Annotated in this window: 22 protein-coding genes and 1 pseudogene; 11 read left to right on the top strand and 12 right to left on the bottom strand. The window is 64.4% G+C overall.

What is annotated here, in order from left to right:
- Window positions 1-100: 100 nt before the first annotated feature.
- The 6 genes from LB528_RS26775 to LB528_RS26750 form a co-directional block, all read right to left on the bottom strand.
- The gene (locus LB528_RS26775; protein WP_224515710.1) at window positions 101-325 is read right to left on the bottom strand and encodes a type II toxin-antitoxin system HicB family antitoxin; all 225 of its coding nucleotides are present in this window, start codon (window positions 323-325) and stop codon (window positions 101-103) included.
- Window positions 326-408: 83 nt separating this feature from the next.
- Window positions 409-561: a hypothetical protein gene (locus LB528_RS26770; protein ID WP_224716904.1), complete on the bottom strand. Its 153-nt coding sequence runs from the start codon at window positions 559-561 to the stop codon at window positions 409-411.
- A 29-nt stretch (window positions 562-590) separates the two neighbouring features.
- Window positions 591-1,610: a DUF937 domain-containing protein gene (locus tag LB528_RS26765; RefSeq protein ID WP_224716903.1), complete on the bottom strand. Its 1,020-nt coding sequence runs from the start codon at window positions 1,608-1,610 to the stop codon at window positions 591-593.
- Between the two features lie 101 nt (window positions 1,611-1,711).
- Entirely contained in the window at window positions 1,712-3,085 is a 1,374-nt protein-coding gene (locus LB528_RS26760; RefSeq protein WP_224716902.1) for a glutamate--cysteine ligase, read from the bottom strand.
- A gap of 207 nt (window positions 3,086-3,292) precedes the next feature.
- Window positions 3,293-4,027 carry a 16S rRNA (uracil(1498)-N(3))-methyltransferase gene (locus LB528_RS26755; protein WP_224716901.1) on the bottom strand — a complete coding sequence of 245 codons (735 nt, stop codon included), beginning with the start codon at window positions 4,025-4,027 and terminating at the stop codon, window positions 3,293-3,295.
- Between the two features lie 133 nt (window positions 4,028-4,160).
- A complete protein-coding gene (locus LB528_RS26750) occupies window positions 4,161-4,808 on the bottom strand; it encodes a hypothetical protein (protein WP_224716900.1) in 648 nt (215 codons plus the stop codon).
- Window positions 4,809-4,894: 86 nt separating this feature from the next.
- Here LB528_RS26750 and LB528_RS26745 point away from each other — a divergent pair, with 86 nt between their 5' ends.
- A complete protein-coding gene (locus LB528_RS26745) occupies window positions 4,895-5,593 on the top strand; it encodes a type 1 glutamine amidotransferase (RefSeq protein WP_224716899.1) in 699 nt (232 codons plus the stop codon).
- A 292-nt stretch (window positions 5,594-5,885) separates the two neighbouring features.
- Window positions 5,886-6,017, top strand: a complete 132-nt coding sequence (locus tag LB528_RS30310) for a hypothetical protein (RefSeq protein ID WP_263487490.1) — start codon at window positions 5,886-5,888, stop codon at window positions 6,015-6,017.
- A 49-nt stretch (window positions 6,018-6,066) separates the two neighbouring features.
- Here LB528_RS30310 and LB528_RS26740 read toward each other — a convergent pair whose 3' ends face one another.
- Genes LB528_RS26740 through LB528_RS26730 form a run of 3 tightly spaced genes read right to left on the bottom strand, consistent with a single transcriptional unit; the run spans window position 6,067 to window position 8,860 of the window.
- Complete coding sequence (locus tag LB528_RS26740; protein WP_224515699.1) at window positions 6,067-6,837, bottom strand: metallophosphoesterase; 771 nt, start codon at window positions 6,835-6,837, stop codon at window positions 6,067-6,069.
- 59 nt (window positions 6,838-6,896) lie between these two features.
- On the bottom strand, window positions 6,897-8,033 hold the full coding sequence (locus LB528_RS26735) for an alpha-hydroxy acid oxidase (protein ID WP_224515698.1): 1,137 nt from the start codon (window positions 8,031-8,033) through the stop codon (window positions 6,897-6,899).
- 23 nt (window positions 8,034-8,056) lie between these two features.
- Window positions 8,057-8,860 (bottom strand): FadR/GntR family transcriptional regulator, encoded by an 804-nt coding sequence (locus LB528_RS26730; RefSeq protein ID WP_224716898.1) that lies wholly within the window; start codon window positions 8,858-8,860, stop codon window positions 8,057-8,059.
- A gap of 208 nt (window positions 8,861-9,068) precedes the next feature.
- Here LB528_RS26730 and LB528_RS26725 point away from each other — a divergent pair, with 208 nt between their 5' ends.
- The 5 genes and pseudogenes from LB528_RS26725 to glcF all read left to right on the top strand — a co-directional run bounded on the left by LB528_RS26725 (window position 9,069) and on the right by glcF (window position 15,488).
- On the top strand, window positions 9,069-10,391 hold the full coding sequence (locus LB528_RS26725) for a DUF3422 family protein (protein ID WP_224716897.1): 1,323 nt from the start codon (window positions 9,069-9,071) through the stop codon (window positions 10,389-10,391).
- 267 nt (window positions 10,392-10,658) lie between these two features.
- The gene (locus LB528_RS26720; protein ID WP_224716896.1) at window positions 10,659-12,155 is read left to right on the top strand and encodes an FAD-linked oxidase C-terminal domain-containing protein; all 1,497 of its coding nucleotides are present in this window, start codon (window positions 10,659-10,661) and stop codon (window positions 12,153-12,155) included.
- Window positions 12,155-12,666: pseudogene (locus LB528_RS26715) on the top strand (endonuclease domain-containing protein). Before LB528_RS26720 ends, LB528_RS26715 begins: the two are co-directional and overlap by 1 nt.
- 214 nt (window positions 12,667-12,880) lie before the next feature.
- Window positions 12,881-14,098: an FAD-binding protein gene (locus LB528_RS26710; protein WP_224716895.1), complete on the top strand. Its 1,218-nt coding sequence runs from the start codon at window positions 12,881-12,883 to the stop codon at window positions 14,096-14,098.
- 64 nt (window positions 14,099-14,162) lie between these two features.
- Window positions 14,163-15,488 carry a glycolate oxidase subunit GlcF gene (glcF, locus tag LB528_RS26705; RefSeq protein ID WP_224716894.1) on the top strand — a complete coding sequence of 442 codons (1,326 nt, stop codon included), beginning with the start codon at window positions 14,163-14,165 and terminating at the stop codon, window positions 15,486-15,488.
- Here glcF and LB528_RS26700 read toward each other — a convergent pair whose 3' ends face one another.
- Complete coding sequence (locus LB528_RS26700; RefSeq protein WP_224716893.1) at window positions 15,489-16,409, bottom strand: bifunctional 5,10-methylenetetrahydrofolate dehydrogenase/5,10-methenyltetrahydrofolate cyclohydrolase; 921 nt, start codon at window positions 16,407-16,409, stop codon at window positions 15,489-15,491. It abuts the gene before it with no gap.
- A 366-nt stretch (window positions 16,410-16,775) separates the two neighbouring features.
- Window positions 16,776-17,516, bottom strand: a complete 741-nt coding sequence (locus tag LB528_RS26695; RefSeq protein ID WP_224716892.1) for a L,D-transpeptidase — start codon at window positions 17,514-17,516, stop codon at window positions 16,776-16,778.
- 212 nt (window positions 17,517-17,728) lie between these two features.
- Here LB528_RS26695 and LB528_RS26690 point away from each other — a divergent pair, with 212 nt between their 5' ends.
- Window positions 17,729-18,367, top strand: a complete 639-nt coding sequence (locus tag LB528_RS26690) for a DNA-3-methyladenine glycosylase I (RefSeq protein ID WP_224716891.1) — start codon at window positions 17,729-17,731, stop codon at window positions 18,365-18,367.
- Window positions 18,368-18,431: 64 nt separating this feature from the next.
- Here the strand turns inward: LB528_RS26690 and LB528_RS26685 are convergent, their stop codons facing one another.
- Window positions 18,432-18,668, bottom strand: coding sequence for a hypothetical protein (locus LB528_RS26685; protein WP_224716890.1), 237 nt, complete (start codon window positions 18,666-18,668; stop codon window positions 18,432-18,434).
- A gap of 462 nt (window positions 18,669-19,130) precedes the next feature.
- Here LB528_RS26685 and hisS point away from each other — a divergent pair, with 462 nt between their 5' ends.
- The 3 genes from hisS (at window position 19,131) to hisG (ending at window position 22,624) form a co-directional block, all read left to right on the top strand.
- Window positions 19,131-20,633, top strand: a complete 1,503-nt coding sequence (hisS, locus tag LB528_RS26680) for a histidine--tRNA ligase (RefSeq protein ID WP_224716889.1) — start codon at window positions 19,131-19,133, stop codon at window positions 20,631-20,633.
- A 174-nt stretch (window positions 20,634-20,807) separates the two neighbouring features.
- Window positions 20,808-21,926: an ATP phosphoribosyltransferase regulatory subunit gene (locus LB528_RS26675; protein WP_224716888.1), complete on the top strand. Its 1,119-nt coding sequence runs from the start codon at window positions 20,808-20,810 to the stop codon at window positions 21,924-21,926.
- Complete coding sequence (hisG, locus tag LB528_RS26670; RefSeq protein ID WP_224515676.1) at window positions 21,923-22,624, top strand: ATP phosphoribosyltransferase; 702 nt, start codon at window positions 21,923-21,925, stop codon at window positions 22,622-22,624. Before LB528_RS26675 ends, hisG begins: the two co-directional genes overlap by 4 nt.
- The last annotated feature ends 14 nt before the right edge of the window (window positions 22,625-22,638 follow it).

The raw sequence follows: 22,638 nt of genomic DNA, 5'->3' as shown, positions 1-22,638 counted from the left end.
CCAAAAGCCAAAACGGAGCGAGACCTCGCGACCAAATCGCTCCGCGAGCCTGTCCTCGCTAACTGCGCAACAGGCCCTCTCTGGGAGGCGTCTCAGGGGATCAGGCGAAAGCCAATTTTCTCGACGGTCTTGGCACTGACCGGCCAAGTTCATGCGCAGCTTCTATCCAAGCCGCGATGGCATCCTGAACATTCGCGATGGACTCTTCGGGAGTTTCGCCATCGCTCACGCAGCCGGGAAGATCCGGGACATAAGCGGAGAACCCGCCACCGTCCTCAATCGAGAGTGGTGCGATGACGACAGGATATTCAAGCTTGTCCGTCATGCTTTTTTGCCTCGTCGATAAACGATACGAGCTTTCGGATATATACGGGCTTGATCGGGCGTATGAAAGACACCGTCAAAATGTCAGCCATTGTCGTGTGGTAGATTTTGTAATGCGAACCGCCCGATCTCGGCGGCACGCATTGAATGCCGGCCTTCGTCGCAAACTGCTTTAACATCTCGCATCGACCAGTCGCCGCGGGGATTGCGGCGCATTTGTTCGAGTCTCTTGCTCACGAAAGTCGTTCCGGGGGGCGTTCGACAACTCACCGCCGGTCCATGTCGCGCTTGAACTGGTCGAAGATCGTGCCGACGCTCTTCTCATATTCGTCGCGCTGCTGAGCGCCGGTCTCGAACATCTTGCCGAAGATGTCGTCGAACGGGTTTCGCGGCCGGCCGCTCGGGTTGGTCTGCGGCTGTTGCGGGGCGCTCTGTTGCGGCTGTGGTGCCGGCTGTCCGCCGGGCAGGCCGAAGCCGCCGCCGCCTTGGCGCAGCATCTCTTCGAACATCTTGCCGAGCGGGTTGTCGCCATAGGGGCTTTGCGTCTGTGGCGGTTGAGTCTGCTGCGGCTGCTGCGTCGTACCGCCGCCGAACATATCCTGCAGCACCTTGCCGAGGGGATTTTCGCCATAGGGGTTGGGCGATTGCTGCGGTTGGGACTGGGACCCACCGCCGCCGAACATATCCTGCAGCACTTTGCCGAGCGGGTTCTCGCCATAGGGATTGGGCGCCGGCTGCGGCGCCTGGCGTTGCTGCGGCGCCGGCGCGACGCCGCTTTGCCGCATCATCTGCTCGATGATCTCGCCGAGCGGATTGTTGCCGCCACCGAAACCGCCGGCGGCCTGCATCTGCCCCCCACTCAATTGAGTGTTGGTCTGCTTGAACAGCCCGCCCATCATCATCGAGGCCATGGCCGGCAGCATCTGTTGCAGCACCTGCTGGCTCAATCCCGTCGCCTGCGCGGCCTGGCTCGCCACGGCGCGCGACAAATCCTTCGAGCCGAACAGGTGGCCGAGAATGCCGTTGCCCTCATCGATGCCTTGCGGCGAAAAGGCCCTGGTAGCGTCCTCGAAATACTTGGCGTGCTGGCCGCTTGCCATCGCCGTCATGAAGGCGCCGAGACCGTAAGGGTCGGCCGTGTTGCGCTGCAACCCTTGCGAGAAGGCGGGCAGAAGTGCCTGCACCGCGGCCTGCGTCTGCTGCATCGAAAGCCCGTATTGCTGTGCCAGCGCCTGCATGCCGGCGCCGTTCTGGGCCTGGGTGAAAATATCGAACAGGGAAGGCATTTGGGTTCTCCTCCGAGAATATCCTCGTGAGGAGCCTAGTTCGTTTCCATCACCGATTGAAGCGGCTTTCGGTGGCCAACTCCTCGGCGCATGCCTGACAGTTAATACGCATACTCCATGAACACCGGCTCGATCGAGCCGCCCCAGCGCGTGTGGTAGGCCGACAGCATCTCCTCGGCGCTGGTGGTGCCGCGCGCCACGACCTCGTCCAGCGTGTTCAGGAACGACGTCTCGTCATAGCCGTCGCGGTTCTTCTTGCCGCGGTTCTTGAGGCCCGTGCGGGAGATGGCCAGCACGTCACGGGCGACGTCGCGCAAGGTGGCATTGCGGAACGGTGCGGAAATGCCGAGCTCCGGCACGGCGTTGCGCATTGCGAGCGCCTCTTCATAGGTCCAGCTCGAAGTCAGCGCCTCGGCGGCGTCCAGCGCCTGCTCGTCATAGAGCAGCCCGACCCAGAAGGCGGGCAGGGCGCAAATGCGCCGCCACGGCCCGCCGTCGGCGCCGCGCATTTCGAGGAAACGTTTCAGGCGCACGTCGGGGAACAAGGTCGAGAGATGGTTCGCCCAGTCGCCCATCGTCGGCAGGCCGTCGGGGATTTCATTGCGCGCAGCGCCCGCCATGAACTGGCGGAACGTGTAGCGCGTCATGTCGTGATAATGGCCGTCGCGGATGACGAAATACATCGGCACGTCGAGCGCCCATTTGACATAGTCGGCAAAGCCGAAATCGGGCGAGAAGCAGAATTCGAGCATGCCGGAGCGCTGGTTGTCGGTGTCGCGCCAGATATCGCCGCGCCAGCTCTGCAGCCCGTTCGGCCGGCTCTCGGTGAAGGGCGAGTTTGCAAACAGCGCCGTCGACAGCGGCTGCAGCTTCAGCGACACCTGCATCTTGCGGCGCATGTCGGTCTCGCTCTCGAAGTCGAGATTCACCTGGATCGTGCAGGTGCGGTACATCATGTCGAGGCCCTTGGCGCCGACCTTCGGCATGTAGCGCGTCATGATCTCGTAGCGCGACTTCGGCATTTTCGGTGTGTCGGCCAGCGACCATTTCGGGCTGCCGCCGAGGCCGAGGAAGCGGATGCCGAGCGGCTCGGCGATCTCGCGCACCTGCGCCAGATGCGCGTTGCCTTCGCGGCAGGTCTGGTGGATCGACTCCAGCGGCGCGCCGGAAAGTTCGAACTGGCCGCCGGGCTCCAGCGAAATCGCGCCCTGGCCGGTCGGCTCGACCAGGCCGATGATGCGGCCGGCATCCATGATCGGATCCCAGCCGAGCTTTTCCTGCATGCCTTCCAGGATGGCGCGGATGCCGCGCTCCCCGCCATAGGGCACCGGGGCGTTACCGTCGACATAGAAGGGGAACTTCTCGTGCTCGGTGCCGATGCGCCATTTTTCGCGCGGTTTGTTGCCGGCGGCCAGATAGCCGACCAGTTCGTCGACGCCTTCGATGGGCTGGGTATCTGTTGTGTCGCGCGCCATCTAGCCCCTCCGTGCGCATGATCTCCGAAAACCGATACCGATTTCCGCTGGACGTCCGGCGCAAGTCTTTAAGTGTTACAGCGCCCTTTGCTCCACGAAAAGGTGGCGAGGGTGCTGCAGAGGCCGGACGGCCGCCGGCGCTAGATGGACGAAATGTCAGTGGCCGATCAAGCAAAAAATCCTGAGCCAGGCCTCAACAGGATTTGATCACCAGTCGCCGATCGTCGCCTGGATCACCGCCAATGCCGCCACCGCTGCGGTGTCGGCGCGCAGGATGCGCGGCCCGAGCGGGATGGCGGTGACGAAAGGCAAGGCCCTCAGCATCTTGCGCTCGTCCTCGGAAAATCCGCCTTCCGGACCGACCAGAAGCGCAAGTTTCTTCTCACTGACCGCTTGCAGGGCCGGCAGCGGATTGTTCGTCGAGGCATCCTCGTCGCAGAAGATCAGCCGCCGCTCCTTGTCCCAATTGGCAAGCAACCGTTCCAGCTTCTCCGCTTCTCGCATTTCCGGCACCGCCAGGATGCCGCATTGCTCGGCCGCTTCAACCACATTGGCGCGCAGCCGATCGATGCCGGGCTTCGCCACCTGCGTGTGCTGGGTGATGACCGGCTGCAGGGTGCCGGCGCCCATCTCGACAGCCTTCTGCACGAGGTAGTCGAGCCGGCCCTGCTTCAGCGGTGCAAAGCAATAGACGAGATCGGGCAGCGGCGGCTGCGGCCGCTGCAGTTCGAGCACCCTCAGCCGGACCGCTTTTTTGGACCTCGCGGCGATCGACGCCGACCATTCGCCATCGCGGCCGTTGAAAAGCAGGACTTCGGCGCCTTCGCCGAGCCGCAGCACATGGGCGAGATAATGGCTTTGCTGTTGCCCGGCATCGAATTCGAGACCCGAGCCCAGATCGTCCGGCACGAACAGCCGCTGCATTTTGTAGTTGGCGCGCATGGCTCAAGCAGGTTCCGCAAAAGTGTCCCGCGGTTTTGCGATCAGAACCTGCGAAAAACAAGGGAATCTAAGCAGATATTCGTGGGACATCCCACGGATATCCGCTTGGCAATGAGCGAGGCCGGCTGCGGCGTCAAGCTTCGGCGGTTGGATGCCAGACCGGTGCAAAGCCTTGCCGCAGCACCGCGATGGTGGTCGCCGGCGTCAGCAGGCGCAACGGTCGGTCGTCCAGGCGATCGAAGGCAATTGGACTGGCGTAGCCCGCGAACGACCATTTGCGTGCGGTACCGGCACGCAGCACATAGGCAGCGTCGCCGTGCGCGATCATCGTTCCGTCCGGCAAGCCGCCGAGCTCCGGTGCGGCCACGGCAAGCGGGCATCCGCCTGAGGCCAGCCGCTCCTTGTGGAGCCTTTTATCGACCATCGGCGCGCGCGGCTCAGCAATGCCGAACGCCTCGCCGAAGCGCTTGACGAACTCGGTCGCTCGTTCGCGTTGGCAGAAGAAGCAGGGCCGGTGGCCGGCAGTCAATGCCGTCACCTCGTCGAGGAAGAACAATTCGGTCCAGCCGGCTTTTCCTCCCGGCCTGTTGCGGCCCATCGGCTCGCGTCGCACGCCCCGGAATTGGCAAACGCAGATGATCCAGGCCGGCAACGCCCAGCGCTTCCTCAGCAGCGTCTTGGTCTCGGGATCGTGGATGATACCGCGATTGCCGGTGAACAGGCCGCGTTCCGGCACGGCATGGATGGCGCCGAAGGGGTCGATCCGGTTCTGCAGTGGCATAGCTTTCTCTCCGGCACGTATCTTGGCTGAAATACGGGCCGCATGATATCGCTCGCCCCAGCGTTTTCATGTCAGCAGGATTCTAGATGCGCGTGCTGGTGGTCCAGAACTACGACAATACCGGCCTCGGTCAGGTCGGTGCCGCTCTGGCCGAAGCGGGCGCCGATCTCGACCTGCGGCGCCCCTACCAGGGCGATCCGTTGCCGGAGGATGCAGGCGGGCATGATGCGATGGTCTTGCTGGGCGGCGGGCAGAATGCGCTGGCCGACGAGGACTATCCCTATTTTCCGGCGCTTCTCGAGCTGACGCGCGATTTCGCGGACAAGGGCCGCTCGGTGCTCGGCATCTGTCTCGGAAGCCAGCTTCTTGCCCGCGCGTTCGGGGGCGACAACCACATCGGCGGCGCCACCGAGTTCGGCTGGCACAAAGTCTCGCTGACGCCGGCCGCCAAGTCGGACCCGGTGCTGGCGGCGCTGCCCGAGAAATTTCCGATCTTCGAATGGCATGACGACACCTTCGCGCTGCCGGAAAACGCCGTGCGGCTGGCCGGCAGCGAGGTGGCCGAAAACCAGGCCTTCCGCCTCGGCCGCGCTATCTATGGCTTCCAGTTCCACTTCGAGGCGGATACGCCGATGGTGCGCGACTGGAGCACGTCCTTCGCGGCCACGATCGCCGAGCGCCATCCCGACTGGAACGATCGCCTCGGCGACGAGCTGGCCCGCAATGGCGCCGACGCGGACGCTGCCGGGCTGGCGATTGCCCGCGCCTGGGTCGCTACGATCTGATCATCCAGGCCGTCCTCGCCGGGCGTGGCATAATTGGCACGCCCGGGGGCTTCCGCCTGGGGATAACATTCTTCTTTCTTGGTTTGTGTCCGGCCGCTCTTCTAAGAGGGCGCGCTTCGTATCGTCGGTGCAACCGCCATGAACCTTTTGTGTGATCCAGCCGACACACCGGCGATACAGAATCTGCTTAGAAGCGCGAAATCGTCGAAAGATTGAGACGCATTTTATCGTTTCAACGCATTGGTAACCGCCTCGTGCCCAGATGCAGAAAGCTTAACCAGAGATGACGTCCGTGAAAGCAGCTCTCCTGTCTTTTGTCATGCTGTCTGCCATCGTCGTGTGCGGCCTCGGCATTTATGCTGCCGATGCAGCCAACAATCACCAAGCCGTCGACGGCTACGGCGTCACCGCCGCGCTTCGCTAAAGCCTGATCCTTCCCGATCGACGGAAGCTGATCCCACGCCGGATCACGGCTAGAACGCCTTTCCTTCGGCTGTCAGGATACGCTTTTCCGCGCCGTTGACGACGAGCGCGCTCAGCGTTCCCGAATGCCAGGCGAGCGTGTCGACATTGACGCGGTTGGCCAACACTTCAGCCTCCGGCACCGGTGTGTGGCCGTGCACGATCACCTTCGGATAAAGGCCGGGGTGGTCATGGAAGGCGTCGCGGATCCAGATCAGGTCCTGCGGGCTCTGGCGGTCGAGCGGAATGCCGGGCCTGATGCCGGCATGGCAGAAGAAGAAGTCGCCGAAGGTCACCGAAAAGGACAGCGAGCGCAGGAAGTCGACATGGGCTTGCGGCACCGCTTCGACCAATGCCGCGTGTCCGCGCGCCAGCGCCTCGTCCGGCCTGCCGAACCAATTGCTGCCGGTCGAGAGCTTCACCCCGTATGACGCCGCGGTCTGGACCCCGCCATAGCGCATGAACAGCCCGTCCGGGTCCGGACGGTCGAGAAAATCGAGGAAGCCGATATCGTGATTGCCGGCAAGCATCAGGTTGCGCGGATCGCGCGCTCGCGCCTCGATCAGGAAGTCGATGACGCTTTTGGAGTCCGGTCCCCTGTCGGTATAGTCGCCGAGATGGATGATGCGCCAGTCGCTGGATGCTGCGTATTCCAGCTCGCTTTCGATACGGCGGTGCATGGCGGCGAGCAGGTCGTGGCGGCCATGCACGTCGCCAATCGCGTAGAGACGCATGCCGTCCGGCCCGCGCGCGTCGAGATAATGGATGCCGGTCTCAGTCAAGGCGAGCGTTTTCCCGTGTCGTTCATCACGGGAAACTAGGGCGGATCGGTGAACAAGGCCTAGCGCCGCAGCTGGTCCTTGCCCATATCGGTTACCAAACGCTTACCGCACAGCGCCAGCGTGATGTCCATTTCCTTGCGGATGATTTCGAGCGCCTTGGTGACGCCGTCCTTGCCCATCGCGCCGAGGCCGTAGAGGAACGGCCTGCCGATATAAGTGCCCTTGGCGCCGAGGCAGAGCGCCTTGAGCACGTCCTGACCGGAGCGGATGCCGCCGTCCATATGGACCTCGATCCGGTCGCCGACCGCATCGGCGATTTCTTCCAGCACCGAGATCGAGGAGGCGGCGCCGTCGAGCTGACGCCCGCCATGATTGGAGACCACGATCGCATCGGCACCGGTCTCGGCCGCCATCAGTGCGTCCTCCTTGTCGAGGATGCCCTTCAGGATCAGCTTGCCGCCCCAGCGCTCCTTGATCCAGGCGACGTCCTTCCACGACAGGTGCGGGTCGAACTGCTCATTCGTCCAGGACGACAGCGAAGAGACGTCGCCGACACCCTTGGCGTGGCCGACGATGTTGCGGAAGGTGCGGCGTGGGGTGCCGGCGATCCCCAGGCACCAGCGCGGCTTCAGCGCAAGGTCGATGATGTTGGCAAGCGTCATCTTCGGCGGCGCCGAAAGCCCGTTGCGGATATCCTTGTGGCGCTGTCCGAGGATCTGCAGATCGAGCGTCAGCACCAGTGCCGAGCACTTTGCCGCCTTGGCGCGGTCGATCAGGTTGAGCACGAAATCCTTGTCGCGCAGCACATAGAGCTGGAACCAGAACGGTTTCTTGGTCGCCGAGGCGACATCCTCGATCGAGCAGATGCTCATGGTCGACAGCGTGAACGGTACGCCGAACGCTTCCGCCGCCTGCGCCGCCAGCATCTCGCCGTCGGCATGCTGCATGCCGGTCAGTCCGGTCGGCGCAAGCGCCACCGGCATCGCCACCTTCTCGCCGATCATGGTCGATTCCAGCGAGCGGTTGCTCATGTCGACCAGTACTCGCTGGCGGAATTTTATCTTGCCGAAGTCCTCTTCGTTGGCCCGGTAGGTGCTCTCCGTCCAGGCGCCGGAATCGGCATAGTCGAAGAACATCTTCGGTACCCTGCGGCGTGCCAGGTCCTTGAGGTCGGCGATGGTGAGGATGTCGCTCATGGTGGTCCCCGCTAAATCTGTGCTTAGGAGCGTTTGCGTGTAGGTTCGGTTTCGCCGGCTTCCGAGCGCTGTCTCAGCCTCAGCCGCGACACCCGCTGCCAATCGCCGCTGCGCTCGGCTTCAGCCATCGAGCGCTCGACAAAGGTGATGTGGTCCATCGCCGCCTTGCGCGCCGCGACCGGATCGCCGGCCTTGATCGCGGTATGGATCGCCCGGTGCTGCTCGAGCAGCGCCTCGCGCGCGCCGGGCACGCCGAACACCAGAAGCCGGTTCTGGAACACGCCCTCCGACAGCAGCCGGTAGCAGGAGCGCAGCGTGTGCAGCAGGATGATGTTGTGCGCGCATTCGCACACCGCATGATGGAACTCGACGTCAATTTCGGCCTCGTCGTCGAAATCGCCGGTCCGGTGCGCCTCGTCCATGCGCGCCATGATGCGGTCGAGCAGGGCCAGATCCTCTGGCGTGGCGCGGCGCGCCGCATATTCGGCCGCCACCGCCTCGATCTCGCGCCGGTATTCCAGATAATCGGTCACCGCCTTGCGGTGAGTGGAGATGAGGTCCGTCACCGGCTTGGTGAAGAGCTGGCCGATGACGTCGGCGACATGCGTGCCGCCGCCGGCCTTGGTCGTCAGCAGTCCGCGGCCTTCCAGCGCCTTTAGCGCATCGCGCAGGATCGGCCGCGATACGTCGAACTGGCGCGCCAGCTCGCGCTCGCCGGGCAGCCGGTCGCCGGTGCGCAGCACGCCTTCGAGAATCAGGCTTTCGATCTGCTGCCCCACCTCGTCGGCGGTGCGCGAATGCTCGATCCTGGAGAAAATGTCGCTCAAAGGGGCGCCTGGAGAACGGGACGGAAGTAGCCCAGACTAAAGCGTCGGTGGCCAACTGGTCAAATTATTTATCCAATTTGTCTGGTCCGATCGGATCGCTTGCCGCGCCTCCCCATCCCGAAGCCCTGATATTTGCTGTTTACGCGTCCCGCCGATTACCGCAAGACGAGCGGATTGCACGATGGGTCGAAAATCAGGGGGACCAGCCGTGTCGGACGAGACGTCCAAGCTCGAATTCCAGCCGCGCGCGCAAGGCAGCGTGATGGGCTTCCCGGCGCATGAGGGGCGACCTGGCGCGCTGGGCGAGGTCCACGCCCGTCCGCACCCGCTGATCGAAAAACCGCGGGTGCTCATCCAGCTTTCTTTCATGACCGAGGGCGGCGCCGCGGTCGACCATGCTGTGCTCTCGGAACTGTCGCGGCGGCTGGGCATCGCCGCGCCCGAGCGCTATGCGCGCCATCATGCCATGAAATGGGGCAAGGGCACGCTGCGCTGGGAACGGCATACGGAATTCTCGACTTATCTCTGGGAGGGGCCGCTGGCCGAAAACGGCCGGGCCCAGGAGGATTCGCCCTTCGGCAATGGCTTCTCGCCGCCGGGCACCGTGATTTCCGGCATCCGCCTCGAGATCCGCAAATGGACACAGGCGAGTGAAAAGCTGATCGCCGGCTTTGACCCGACCAGCCTGTGCTATTCGCTGGTCGAGCGGGGCGCCGCCGCCATCATCACCGATTTCCGCCAGGACGGCGATGGCCTGACCCGCATGCTGGTGCTCGATCGCGGCCTGACGCCGGCCAGCACCGGCGCCTTGTCGCAGCGGCTGATCGACATCGAGACTTATCGGACGCTGGCCATGCTCGGCCTGCCGATGGCCTTGACGCTGTCCGGCCGCGCCCGTCGCATCGAGGACCGCCTCGCGCAGACGACGCTGGAAATGAAGGCGGTCGAGACCCGCGACAGCCAGACGCTGCTCGCCGATCTCACCGAACTTGCCGCCGAGCTCGAGGCCGACGCCGCGTCCAGCCTCTACCGCTTCGGCGCCAGCCGCGCCTATGACGGTATCGTCACCGCGAGGCTCCAAGCGCTGGATGAAGAGCCGGTGCAAGGCTATGACACCTGGGCGGGCTTCCTGCTGCGGCGCATGGCGCCCGCCATGCGCACCTGCCGCTCGGTCGAGGAGCGCCAGGCCAACCTGTCGCGGAAACTCACCCGCGCCACCACGCTTCTGCGCACCTGGGTCGATGTCGATGTCGAGAAGCAGAACCGCGACCTGCTCGCCTCGATGAACAACCGCGCCCGGCTGCAACTGCGCCTGCAGCAGACAGTCGAAGGCCTGTCGGTCGCCGCCGTGTCTTATTACGTCGTCGGCCTCATCGGCTATGTGGCCAAGGGCGCCTCGATCTTCGGTCACGCTTTCGCGCCCGAAGTTGTCACCGCGGCCTCCGTCCCGGCCGCTATCCTGCTGGTCTGGTGGGGCGTGCGCCGCGTGCGGAAAATGCATTCCGAGCCGGCGAAGCATCCAGGCGAGTAAGCACCTCTTTTACCTCCCCCTTGTGGGGAGGGTCGATCCGCATAGCGGATCGGGGCGGGGGTGCTCGTAAAGCGCCTCGTGGCCCCCACCCCGCTCACTTCGTTCGCGACCCTCCCCGCAAGGGGGAGGGTAGAGCGCCAGCGGCAGATTGCCGCTGCGGAAGCTTGTTGTCACGCTCGCCGCCGAATGCAACCAAAGCAGCGTTTGCAACAAAACGGTCAAGCTGGTAAAAGATTTTGACCAGTCAAGCGAGATGAGGCCACCCCGATGTCCGGCCTAGCCATGCCCAAGCCAGATGCCGGCACGCTGCGCCGGCGCACCGAGATCGTCACCGACATGCGCATCATCGTGCCGGGCGAGGGGGTCGTCGACGCGGCCAATGAAATGCGCGCCTTCGAAAGCGACGGCCTGACCGCCTACCGGCAGCTGCCGCTGATCGTGGTGCTGCCGGAAACGGTCGCGCAGGTCTCGCGCGTGCTGAAATACTGCAACGAACGCAACATCCGCGTCGTGCCGCGCGGCTCCGGCACTTCGCTGTCCGGCGGCGCACTGCCGCTCGAGGATGCGGTGCTGCTGGTTATGAGCCGCTTCAACCGCATTCTTCAGATCGATTATCCCAATCGCGTCGTTGTCGCCCAGCCGGGCGTCACCAACCTCGGCATCACCACCGCCGTCGAGCAGGAGGGCTTTTACTATGCCCCCGATCCATCCTCCCAGATCGCCTGCTCGATCGGCGGCAATGTCGCGGAAAATTCCGGCGGCGTGCACTGCCTGAAATACGGGCTCACCGCCAACAATGTGCTGGGCATCGAGATGGTGCTGATGAATGGCGAGGTGGTGCGCCTCGGCGGCAGCCATCTCGATCAGGAAGGCTACGATCTGCTCGGCGTGATGACCGGCTCGGAAGGCCTCCTCGGCGTCGTCACCGAGGTGACGGTGCGCATATTGAAGAAGCCGGAGACCGCGCGCGCTCTCTTGATCGGCTTTCCGACCAGCGAACAGGGCGGCCAATGCGTCGCCGACATCATAGGCGCCGGCATCATTCCCGGCGGCATGGAGATGATGGACCGTCCGGCGATCCACGCGGCCGAGGATTTCGTCCATGCCGGCTATCCGCTCGATGTCGAGGCGCTGTTGATCGTCGAGCTCGACGGACCGAGCGTCGAGGTCGATCACCTCATCGGCCTCGTCGAGGCGATCGCCTACAGGAACGGCTCGACCACCTGCCGCATCTCGCAATCGGAGCAGGAGCGCCTGAGCTTCTGGGCCGGCCGCAAAGCGGCCTTTCCGGCTGTCGGCCGCATCTCGCCGGACTATTACTGCATGGACGGCACCATCCCGCGCAAGGAGTTGCCGAGGGTGCTTGCCGGCATGCGCGACCTTTCCGAGAAATATGGTCTGGGCGTCGCCAATGTCTTCCACGCCGGCGACGGCAATCTGCACCCGCTGATCCTCTACGACGCCAATGTCCCGGGCGAGCTCGATAAGGCGGAAAGTTTTGGCGCCGACATCTTACGGCTTTGCGTCGAGGTCGGGGGCGTCCTGACCGGCGAACATGGCGTCGGCGTCGAGAAGCGCGACCTGATGCCAGAAATGTTCAACCAGATCGACCTCGACCAGCAGATGCGGGTGAAATGCGCGTTTGATCCCAACCACCTGCTCAACCCCGGCAAGGTGTTTCCGCAGCTTCGCCGCTGCGCGGAGCTGGGAAGAATGCATGTGCATCGCGGGCAGGTGGCCTTTCCGGACATTCCGAGGTTTTGATGGGGGCTCAGGATCAAAGTTCCTCGCCCCCGCAAAGCGGGGGAGAGGTGGCTCGGGCGAAGCCCGAGACGGAGAGGGGGGCGGCCTATCAGCCAAGCCGCCGCTCGCCCGAGAAAATTGCCCGCGCCCGCGCGCTTCGTAGCGGCGATAACCAGGCGGAAGCGATCCTTTGGAACGAACTGAAGGCAAGAAGGCTAGGCGGATACAAATTCGTTCGCCAGATGCCCATCGGTCCGTATTTCGCGGATTTTGCGTGCAGGAGCGAAAAGCTGATTGTGGAACTGGATGGCAGCCAGCACGCGGACAGCTCGTACGACAGGCGGCGGGATGAATTCATGCGAGGCGAGGGCTTCTCGGTTTTGCGGTTTTGGAGCTTCGATGTTTGAAGAACAAGAGGAGCGTTTGCGAGACGATCTTTGCGGCGTTGGAAGGACGGCTTGCCGAAGACGCAGTTGCTGCCGACCTCAGGTTTGTTTTCGCAGCCAGGAAGACGGGAGACAGCGCTCTATGATGGCCCCCTCTCCGTCTCGGGCTTCGCCCGAGCCACCTCTCCCCCGCTTTGCGGCGGCGAGGAACCCAAGCTTTCCAAGGTCGCAACGTCGGTGGTCGGCGTTTCCTCTCCCCCATGAAATGGGGGAGAGGTGTCCGCGTAGCGGACGGAGAGGGGGCAGCGCTGCCGTATGCGATTGCCCTGGCCTCGCGGGGGCGAGGAACGGCGCCCGCTCATGACCACCTTCGCCCCCTCCACTGCCACCGAAACCCTCTCCACCATCCAATGGGCAGCCGCCGAAGAATCGCCGCTCGAAATCCTGGGCCACGGCTCCAAGCGCGGCATCGGTCGACCATTGCAGACTGAGCATACGCTCGACTTGTCGCACCTCACCGGCGTAACCCTCTACGAGCCGGCCGAACTGGTGCTCTCGGCCCGCGCCGGCACGCCGCTCGCCGAGATCGAAAAATTGCTTGCCGAAAACGGCCAGCAATTCGCGTTTGAGCCGATGGACTACGGCCCGTTGCTCGGCGGCGAGCCGGGCCAAGGAGGCAAGAACGGCACGATCGGCGGCGTGCTGGCTTCGAACCTGTCCGGCCCACGCCGCCTCAAGGCAGGTGCGGCGCGCGACCACATCCTGGGTGTCGCCGCCGTCTCCGGCCGCGGCGAGGCGTTCAAGTCGGGCGGGCGCGTGGTCAAGAACGTCACCGGCTATGACCTCTCCAAGCTGATGGCCAACAGCTGGGGCACGCTCGCCGTCTTGACCGACGTCACCTTCAAGGTCCTGCCTGCCGCGGAAACCGAAGTGACCTTGGCTATTCGTGGCCTGCTCGACGATGCCGCCGTTGCCGCCATGGCGCTGGCGCTTGGCTCCAGCGCCGAAGTGTCGAGCGCCGCGCATCTGCCGGAGCGCATCGCCGCGAAGGTCGCCGGCGGCAAGTATGGCAGCGATGCCGCAACGCTGTTGCGCGTCGAGGGCTTTGGCCCTTCGGTCGTCTATCGCATCGAGGCGCTGAAGCAACTGCTCGGCAAGGCCGGGCCGCTCGAGGAGATCGCCGGCGAGGCCTCGAAAACCCTCTGGCGCGACATTCGCGATTGCCGGCCTTTCGCCGATGGCGGCACGCGACCGGTCTGGCGCGTCTCGATGGCGCCGTCTGAGGCGCATCACATGGTGATGGCGTTGCGCATGCAGGCCGCGGGCGATGCCTTCTATGACTGGCAGGGCGGCCTGGTGTGGCTGTCGATGCGCGAGAACGACCCGGAGGCCGGGCTGCTGCGTGAACTGATCCGCAAGCATGGCGGCGGCCATGCGACGCTGGTGCGCGCATCCGAACCGCATCGCGCGGCGCTGCCGGTGTTCGAACCGCAGCCGCCGCATCTGGCCGCGCTTTCGGCGCGGCTCAAGGCCGAGTTCGATCCAAAGCAGGTTCTCAACCCCGGCCGCATGGCCTAAAGCAATTCCAGGAAAAGTGTGAAACGGTCTTCCGTCCGGAATTGCGTTTAACAGAGACGGCGATATGCAGACCAATTTCTCCGCCGCGCAGCTTGCCGATCCGCATGTCGCGGATTCGGAAAAGATCCTGCGCAAATGTGTGCATTGCGGCTTCTGCACCGCCACCTGTCCGACCTATGTGACGCTGGGCAACGAACTGGATTCCCCGCGCGGCCGCATTTACCTCATCAAGGACATGCTGGAGAACGGCCGGCCGGCCGACAAGGAGATCGTCACCCATATCGACCGCTGCCTGTCCTGCCTTGCCTGCATGACGACATGCCCCTCGGGCGTGAACTACATGCATCTGGTCGATCACGCCCGCGCCCATATCCAGGAGACCTATAAGCGCCCGCTGCTTGACCGGATGACGCGCGCCATGCTGGCCTTCGTGCTGCCTTACCCGAACCGCTTCCGCGCCGCGCTGAAGCTCGCCGGGCTTGGCCGGCCGTTCATCGGCCTGTTCGAGAAATTGCCGGCGCTGAGACCGGTGGCGGCCATGCTGAAGCTCGCGCCCGCGTCGATCCCCCCGGCATCGCCGCTGGCCTCGCCCCGCACGCATGCCGGGAAAGGCGCGAGGCGTGGCCGCGTCGCGATCCTCACCGGCTGCGCGCAGTCCGTGCTCGATCCGGCGATCAACGAGGCGACTATCTCTTTGCTGACTAGGCTCGGCGTCGAGGTCGTTGTGCCGGAAGGCGAGGGCTGCTGCGGCGCGCTCGTCCATCATATGGGTCGTGAGGATCAGGCCCTTGCCTCGGCCAGGCGGAATGTCGACGCCTGGACGCGCGCCATCGACCGGGGTGGTCTCGACGCCATCATCATCACCGCCTCGGGCTGCGGCACCACGATCAAAGACTATGGTTTCATGCTGCGCCTCGATCCCGCCTATGCCGAAAAGGCGGCGCGCGTCTCGGCTCTGGCCAAGGACGTCACGGAATACCTCGCCGCTCTCGATTTGCCCGAGCCGGTGCGCAAACCGGGCACGGTCGTCGCCTACCACTCCGCCTGCTCGATGCAGCATGGCCAGAAGATCACGCGCCAGCCGAAGGAGTTGCTCGCCAAGGCAGGTTTCGTCGTGCGCGAGCCGCGCGAGGGTCATCTGTGCTGCGGCTCGGCCGGCACCTACAACATCCTGCAGCCCGAGATTTCGGCTAAATTGCGCGACCGTAAGGTGAAAAACATCGAGGCGACCGGCGCCGAAATCGTCGCCACCGGCAACATCGGCTGCATCACGCAGATCGCGTCCGCCGCCAAGCTGCCGGTCGTGCACACGATCAAGCTGCTCGACTGGGCCTATGGCGGCCCGAGGCCGGAAGGCGTTGTCGACAGCGGTTTGATCGCTGCCGAATAATTATTCCGCCGCGAGCTGGTCCGGCACGCCGTAGGTCGCGCGGTAAAGCGCGCGCTGGCGGTTGAGCGCCACCATGGTGTTGCGCAACAGGATCGCGACCGTGAGCGGGCCGACGCCGCCCGGCACCGGCGTGATCCAGGACGCCACTTCCTTGACGCTGTCGGTGTCGACGTCGCCGACGATGCGGGTTTCGCCGTCGGGCCCGATCTCTGAATTGATGCCGATGTCGATGACGGCGGCACCCGGTTTCACCATGTCGGCCTTGATCAGCCGCGGCTTGCCGACGGCGACGAACAGCGCATCGGCGCGCCGCGCATGCGCCGCCAGCGAGCGCGTCATGTGATGGCACACCGTCACCGTTGCGCCCTCGCTCATCAACAGGAAGGCGATCGGCTTGCCGACGATCTCCGAATGGCCGACGACGACAACTTCCAGCCCCTTGAGCTCGAGGCCGGTCTCCTTCAGCAATTCGACTGAGGCCGCCGCCGTGCAGGGCGCCAAATCGAGCTGGTTGTAGACGATGTTGCCGATCGAGGCCGGATGCATGCCCTCGACATCCTTCAGCGGATGCACCGCCGCCTGCAGCGTCTTGATCGGGATATGCGCCGGCACCGGCCGTTGGATGATGATGCCGGTGACGCGCGGGTCGGCATTGAGGCCGTGGATCGCCGCTTCCAGCTCGCCGGCGGTGATGTCGGCGCCAAAACGCCGTTCCTCGAAGCTGATGCCGGCAAGGGCTGCCTTGGCGCGCTGGTTGCGCACATAGACATCGACCGCGGCTGTGTCGCCGACGGTGATCGAGACCAGCTTCGGCGGAAAACCTTCGGCCGTGGCGATCGCCGCGTCTTCGCGCACCGAAGCGATGATGCGCTGGGCGACCGGGCCGCCTTTCAGGTAGCGGCTGTCGTCGGTTCGGGTCATGGCTGGCACCTTTGTCTTCTGGCGCAATTCGGACGACAAGCGCAACAGCGGCTTTCTGTCTGGAATTGCGCAACAACTGAGATTTGTGCGCTGCAATAGCAGAACAGCGCCGGGAAATCAGCCCCGAAAGCGAAACCGCCTGCTTTGCGGGCGACTGCAGCGTCATGCATCGAAAAAACGCAAAAACGAAAAAGGCAGCGCGGTTTCCCTGCGCTGCCTTTTCGCGACTGGCCGTATCCCCACACGGCCCGTCCCCCGTAAACCCCTTCACTGGTTAAAGCACATCCCGCAGGATAGCACTATGACTTGGCTGCAACAGCATCGGACAAAAAGTGCTGCGCCGTCTAACCAGCTGATTCGCTGGGATTATATCACCTCGACCATCGTTCCGACATTCACGCGCTCGTAAAGGTCGACGACATCTTCGTTGCGCATGCGGATGCAGCCGGAAGACACCGCGCCGCCGATCGTCCAGGGCTGGTTGGTGCCGTGGATGCGGTATTCGGTGGTGCCGAGATAGAGCGCGCGCGCGCCGAGCGGGTTCTCGATACCGCCGGCAAGATAGGTTGGCAGGTAGCGGCCCTTGGCAGCTTCGCGCTTGATCATCTCCGCGGGCGGCCGCCAGTCCGGCCAGACCTTCTTGTCGGTGATCTTGTGCGTGCCTGACCATTCGAAGCCGGGTTTTCCGGTGCCGACGCCGTAGCGCCGCGCCTTACCGTTCTTCTCGACCAGATAGAGGAAATTCTGGTGCGTATCGATGACGATGGTGCCCGGCTTCGCAGGGCCGTCATAGGCGACTTCCTGCGGCAGGTAGACCGGATTGATCTGCGGCCGCATCACCATGCGCTTGGCCGGCTGCTGCACGGCCGCCGTCTTCTGCCGGTCGGGCTGCGCCTGGAACAGGCGCTGCAGCGGCTGCTGTGCCGCCTGCCGGGCCGGCCGCACGATGCCCGGCGCGTGGCCAAGCTGCAGCACCCAGGGTGCCGAAAGGTCGGGGCTCACCATGACCGGCGGCACGTCGGCATAGCGGTCATTGGCAAGGGAAGTCGTGGCGCCAGCGGCAAGAATGGCCACCGCGCCGAGCAGGGAACAAAACGCTGTCTTCATCGGAACGCACCTTGATCGAACTCATTCGGGGCGGCGAGCGCGCCCGCGATTTCGCGATCCTTGGCGCGGAGCGGCAAGCAAAACATGAATCGGAATGCGTAAAATGCCGCTTTGTCAGTAAACCTTTTGGTGTGGTTACCGGCCGGTTCAGGAATCTGGTAAAGCCACGGTAAAACGGCGCTGAAGCGCATTAACGAATGGATCTGCTAGCGATGGCGACTGAAAATGCCGGTATTCTCGACGGCCCCGACGGCAAGGCACGCTGCTTCTGGCACGGCAACCTGCCGGACTATCTTCATTACCACGATCATGAATGGGGCCGGCCGGTAACGGACGATCGCCGGCTGTTCGAGAAGATCTGCCTCGAAGGCTTCCAGTCGGGCCTATCGTGGCTGACCATACTGCGCAAGCGCGAGAATTTCCGCGAGGCCTTCGCCGGTTTCGACTTCGACAAGGTGGCGGCATTCACCGATAAGGATGTCGAGCGCCTGCTCGGCAATGCCGGCATCATCCGCCATCGCGGCAAGATCGTTTCGACCATCAACAACGCCAAACGCGCCCGCGAGATGGTGGACGAGTTCGGCTCGCTTGCCGCCTGGTTCTGGAAGTTCGAGCCGGGTCCGGGCGAGCGGCCCGAAATCGTCGACCTGGCGCATCTGCGCTCCAATCCGACGACGGCGGTGTCGGTCAGGATATCGAAGGAATTGAAGAAGCGCGGCTGGAGCTTTGTCGGCCCAACGACAGTCTACGCCTTCATGCAGGCGATGGGCCTGGTCAACGACCATCTCGAAGGCTGCTACTGCCGCGCCGAGGTGGAGAAAGAGCGCATGAAGCTGAAGCGACCGAAGTAGCGGCGCCGGCAAGCGCGCACGCAAATTGCAACTGCATGATGATCCCCTGATCGTCGAGTGAAAGTCAGATGCTGCCGGCGCCGGCCAGGAACAGCTCGGCAATGATCGCAGCCACGGCCGCGAAGGCCTGGTAGATGACCAGCAGGCCGGTTATCAGCGCGTCGCGCACGGTCGGCTCACGTCTCTGCGTCGGAACTTCGAACGGGCCAGCCGGCTGCTGCGCTGGCCTGAGGGCGACATTGCCGGCAGGCCGCAGCTTGGGCGATGTGCCGCTCTCGATCATGTCGTTAGCCGTTGTCATGGCCCCGAACCCCTTGTTTCGGCGCGCTTTATGGTCGCCGATTGTGTCGGCAGCATGCCGCGCCGATGGCGGAATTGTTTCGTTTTTGGCGCGGGTTTGTTTCGGATACCGACGCGAGTTCCGAAGTATTGGGACACGAGGCTGAGGTTAATCGCCGCTCGTTCGCGCTGCCCCTCATCACCCTGCCGGGCACTCTCCCCGTATAGTGACGGGGCGAAGGACGCTGCCGTCGCCGATTTCGCCAATCGCTGACGTTGAATCCAGGCGCCGGCGCCGCGGCCTCTTCCTTCTTCCCGTCACTATACGGGAGAAGGTGCCGGCAGGCGGATGAGGGCAGCGCGGCGCCAGCAAACTATCGAACTGTTCCTGCAGTTCTGCAAACGCTTGCCGCACCACTTGGCATGGGTTAGGACACGCCCGCTCCAGATAAGCCAGTGTTTACTTAACGAAAAGACCGATCCCATGGCCGACAAATCGGAAAAGACGAAAGCGCGGTTGCCGCGCGGTTTTGCAGACCGCAGCGCCGAAGACATTCGCGCCGTCGAGAAGATGATGGCGACCATCCGCTCGGTCTATGAGCTCTATGGTTTCGAGCCGGTCGACCAGCCGATGATCGAATACACCGATGCTTTGGGAAAATTCCTGCCCGATCAGGACCGGCCGAATGAAGGTGTCTTTTCTTTCCAGGATGACGACGACCAGTGGCTGTCGCTGCGTTACGACCTGACCGCCCCGACGGCCCGCTTCGTCGCCGAGAATTTTGACAAGCTGCCAAAACCCTATCGCAGCTATCGCTCCGGCTGGGTGTTCCGCAACGAAAAACCCGGTCCCGGCCGCTTCCGCCAGTTCATGCAGTTCGACGCCGACACGATCGGCACGCCCGGCGTCGCCGCCGACGCCGAGATGGCGATGATGATGGCCGATGTCATGGAAGCACTCGGCATCAAGCGCGGCGACTACGTCATCCGTGTCAACAACCGCAAAGTGCTGGATGGGGTGCTGGAAGCGATCGGGCTTGGCGGCGACCAGAATGCCGGCCGCCGGCTGACCGTGCTGCGCGCCATCGACAAGCTCGACAAGCTCGGGCCGGAAGGCGTCAGGCTTCTGCTTGGTCCCGGCCGTTGGGATGGCGGCAAGGAAGGCGAGGGCGACTTCGCCAACGGCGCCGGATTGAACGACACGCAAAGTGAGGCGGTTCTTCTGGCAACGGCAAGGAACGGGCAGGCCGCCCAGGATGCAAGCGTCAATGCCAACGCTGTCTATCAGGAAGGCGTTGGCGAACTGGCAACGATCGAGGCGCTGGTTAGAGCCGCTGGCTATGGCGAAGACCGCATCGTGATGGATCGCTCCGTCGTGCGCGGGCTCGAATACTACACCGGCCCGGTCTTCGAGGCCGAGCTTCTTGCTGAAATCCCCAACGACGAAGGCCAGATCGTGCGCTTCGGCTCGGTCGGCGGCGGCGGGCGCTATGATGGGCTGATCTCGCGCTTCCGCGGCGAGCCGGTGCCGGCGACCGGCTTCTCCATCGGCGTCTCGCGGCTGATGACGGCGCTGAAGAACCTCGGCAAGCTCGACTCCTCCGATGTCATCGCGCCCGTCGTGGTGCTGGTCATGGACAAGGATACGGAAAGCCTCGGCCGCTACCAGAAGATGGTCGCGGACCTGCGCGGCGCCGGCATCCGCTCCGAAATGTATCTCGGCGGCGCCGGCATGAAGGCGCAGCTGAAATATGCCGACCGCCGCGGCAGCCCGGTCGCCATCATCCAGGGCGGCGACGAGCGCGCCAGGGGCGAGGTGCAGATCAAAGATCTGATCGAGGGCGCCCGCCTGTCTGCCGAGATCACCGACAATGCCGAATGGCGCGCCGCGCGGCCTGCCCAGGTGACGGTGGCGGAGAGTGAGTTGGTTGGCGAGGTGAAGAAGATACTCGCCGCGCAGGCCGAGGAGCGGGCACGTGGCCGATAGGGCGCCGACCTCCCCTTCTCCCCTTGTGGGAGAAGGTGGCCGAGCGAAGCTCGGTCGGATGAGGGGTGTTCCAGGGAACGCCGGCGTCTCATTCCTTCCAACACCCCTCATCCGTCTCGGCGCTGCGCGCCGATCCACCTTCTCCCACCAGGGGAGAAGGGGAAGGGGCGCCGCATGACCAGCCGTCCCGCCATCGCTGCCGACATCGTCAAACTCTTCGCCGCCCGCGACACCCACGCGGTGGAAGTCGCCGTGCTGCAGCCGGCCGACCCGTTCCTCGACATGGCCGGCGAAGACCTGCGCCGGCGCATCTTCCTGACGGAAAGCGAGACCGGCAAGACGCTGTGCCTGCGGCCCGAATTCACCATTCCTGTCTGTCTCGATCACATCGCCAGCCAGGCCGGCACCCCCCGCCGCTATTCCTATCTGGGCGAGGTGTTCCGCCAGCGCCGCGACGGCGGCAACGAGTTCTTTCAGGCCGGCATCGAGGATCTCGGCGACCGCGACACGGCCGCCGCCGATGCCCGTTCGCTGGCCGACGCGCATGCACTGCTGTCGCTGGTGCTGCCCGGCCGGGAGCTCGCCATCACCCTCGGCGACCAGACGCTGTTCGAAGCGGTGCTGGCGGCGCTCGGCCTGCCGCGCGGTTGGCGAATGCGCCTTGCGCGTGCCTTCGGCTCGGCGCCGATGCTGGAGGCAGCCCTTGCCGATCTCGCCAATCCGCCGCGCAACAGCCAGCTCTCTGGTCCGGTAGCCCTGCTGGCGCTCGACGGCGATGCGGAAGACCTTGCCGCGCATATTGCCGAAGGCATGGAGGAAGCCGGATTGTCGGCGTCGTCCGGCCGTGCCCCGGCCGATATCGCGCGCCGGCTGATCGAGAAAGCGCAACTGCGCAGCGTGCGGCTGTCCGATGACGCCTTCTCGGCACTGAAAGGTTTTCTCGAGATCGATGTCTCGCTCGACAGCGCGACCGCGGCGCTGGAAAAATTCGCCGCCGATGCCGGCCTGTCGCTGGGATCGGCGCTGGAGAACTTCGCCGCCCGCGCCAAGGCGATCGAGGCGCATGGGCTGTCGGCGGCAGAAATCCGCTATGACGCCGCCTTCGGCCGTCCGCTCGATTACTACACGGGCCTTGTCTTCGAGATCGCGGCGGCGGATGGCGATCGCCCGCTGGTCGGGGGCGGTCGCTACGACCGGCTGCTGACGCTGCTGGGAGCAAAAAAGCCGATCCCAGGCGTCGGCTTCTCGGTTTGGCTCGATCGCATCGAAGCCTTGCGGGAGAACGCCAAATGATCACGCTGGCGATCCCGTCGAAAGGCCGTCTCAAGGAGCAGTCGCTCGAAGTGCTGGCCAGGGCCGGCCTGGCTGTCGCCTTGCCAGAGGACGACCGTAAATACCGCGCCCGCATCGACGGTCTCGACAATGTCGAGGTGGCCTTCCTGTCCGCGTCCGAGATCGCCGGCGAGATCGGCCAGGGCGCAGTCGATCTCGGCATCACCGGCGAGGACCTTTTGCGCGAGAACCTCGCCGACTGGGAGGCGCGCGCCGAGATCGTTGCGCGCCTCGGCTTCGGCCATGCCGATGTCGTGGTCGCGGTGCCGGACATCTGGCTGGACGTCGACAGCATGGCCGACCTCGATGACGTCGCCGCCGATTTCCGCCAGCGCCACGGCCGGAGGCTCAGGATCGCCACTAAATACTGGCGGCTGACGCAGCAGTTCTTTTCGCTCAAGCACGGCATCCAGGTCTACCGCATCGTCGAAAGCCTCGGCGCCACCGAAGGCGCGCCGGCGGCGGGGCTGGCCGACGTCATCGTCGACATCACCACCACCGGCTCGACGCTGCGCGCCAACCACCTCAAAGTGCTGGGCGACGGCGTGATCCTGAAGTCGCAGGCTTGTCTGGTTGCTTCGAAGAAGCAGCGCGATGCGGCCGACGAAGCGGTCTTGCGCGACATCGCCGCTAAGATGAGCGTCCTGCCTCACCCTTGAGCGCCCTCAAGGGG

It is taken from the genome of Mesorhizobium sp. CA4, from assembly GCF_020165075.1.
In the GTDB taxonomy this organism is placed as follows: Bacteria; Pseudomonadota; Alphaproteobacteria; order Rhizobiales; family Rhizobiaceae; genus Mesorhizobium.
Note: the sequence above shows the minus strand (reverse complement) of the source record. Positions and strands in the feature narration are given on the sequence as shown.

Excerpts from the sequence above, each read along its gene's own strand:
- LB528_RS26775 (WP_224515710.1), bottom strand. The coding sequence starts at position 325 with ATGACGGACAAGCTTGAATATCCTGTCGTCATCGCACCACTCTCGATT.
- LB528_RS26765 (WP_224716903.1), bottom strand. The coding sequence starts at position 1,610 with ATGCCTTCCCTGTTCGATATTTTCACCCAGGCCCAGAACGGCGCCGGC.
- LB528_RS26760 (WP_224716902.1), bottom strand. The coding sequence starts at position 3,085 with ATGGCGCGCGACACAACAGATACCCAGCCCATCGAAGGCGTCGACGAA.
- LB528_RS26755 (WP_224716901.1), bottom strand. The coding sequence starts at position 4,027 with ATGCGCGCCAACTACAAAATGCAGCGGCTGTTCGTGCCGGACGATCTG.
- LB528_RS26750 (WP_224716900.1), bottom strand. The coding sequence starts at position 4,808 with ATGCCACTGCAGAACCGGATCGACCCCTTCGGCGCCATCCATGCCGTG.
- LB528_RS26745 (WP_224716899.1), top strand. The coding sequence starts at position 4,895 with ATGCGCGTGCTGGTGGTCCAGAACTACGACAATACCGGCCTCGGTCAG.
- LB528_RS26735 (WP_224515698.1), bottom strand. The coding sequence starts at position 8,033 with ATGAGCGACATCCTCACCATCGCCGACCTCAAGGACCTGGCACGCCGC.
- LB528_RS26720 (WP_224716896.1), top strand. The coding sequence starts at position 10,659 with ATGTCCGGCCTAGCCATGCCCAAGCCAGATGCCGGCACGCTGCGCCGG.
- LB528_RS26710 (WP_224716895.1), top strand. The coding sequence starts at position 12,881 with ATGACCACCTTCGCCCCCTCCACTGCCACCGAAACCCTCTCCACCATC.
- glcF (WP_224716894.1), top strand. The coding sequence starts at position 14,163 with ATGCAGACCAATTTCTCCGCCGCGCAGCTTGCCGATCCGCATGTCGCG.
- LB528_RS26700 (WP_224716893.1), bottom strand. The coding sequence starts at position 16,409 with ATGACCCGAACCGACGACAGCCGCTACCTGAAAGGCGGCCCGGTCGCC.
- LB528_RS26695 (WP_224716892.1), bottom strand. The coding sequence starts at position 17,516 with ATGAAGACAGCGTTTTGTTCCCTGCTCGGCGCGGTGGCCATTCTTGCC.
- LB528_RS26690 (WP_224716891.1), top strand. The coding sequence starts at position 17,729 with ATGGCGACTGAAAATGCCGGTATTCTCGACGGCCCCGACGGCAAGGCA.
- LB528_RS26685 (WP_224716890.1), bottom strand. The coding sequence starts at position 18,668 with ATGACAACGGCTAACGACATGATCGAGAGCGGCACATCGCCCAAGCTG.
- hisS (WP_224716889.1), top strand. The coding sequence starts at position 19,131 with ATGGCCGACAAATCGGAAAAGACGAAAGCGCGGTTGCCGCGCGGTTTT.
- LB528_RS26675 (WP_224716888.1), top strand. The coding sequence starts at position 20,808 with ATGACCAGCCGTCCCGCCATCGCTGCCGACATCGTCAAACTCTTCGCC.
- hisG (WP_224515676.1), top strand. The coding sequence starts at position 21,923 with ATGATCACGCTGGCGATCCCGTCGAAAGGCCGTCTCAAGGAGCAGTCG.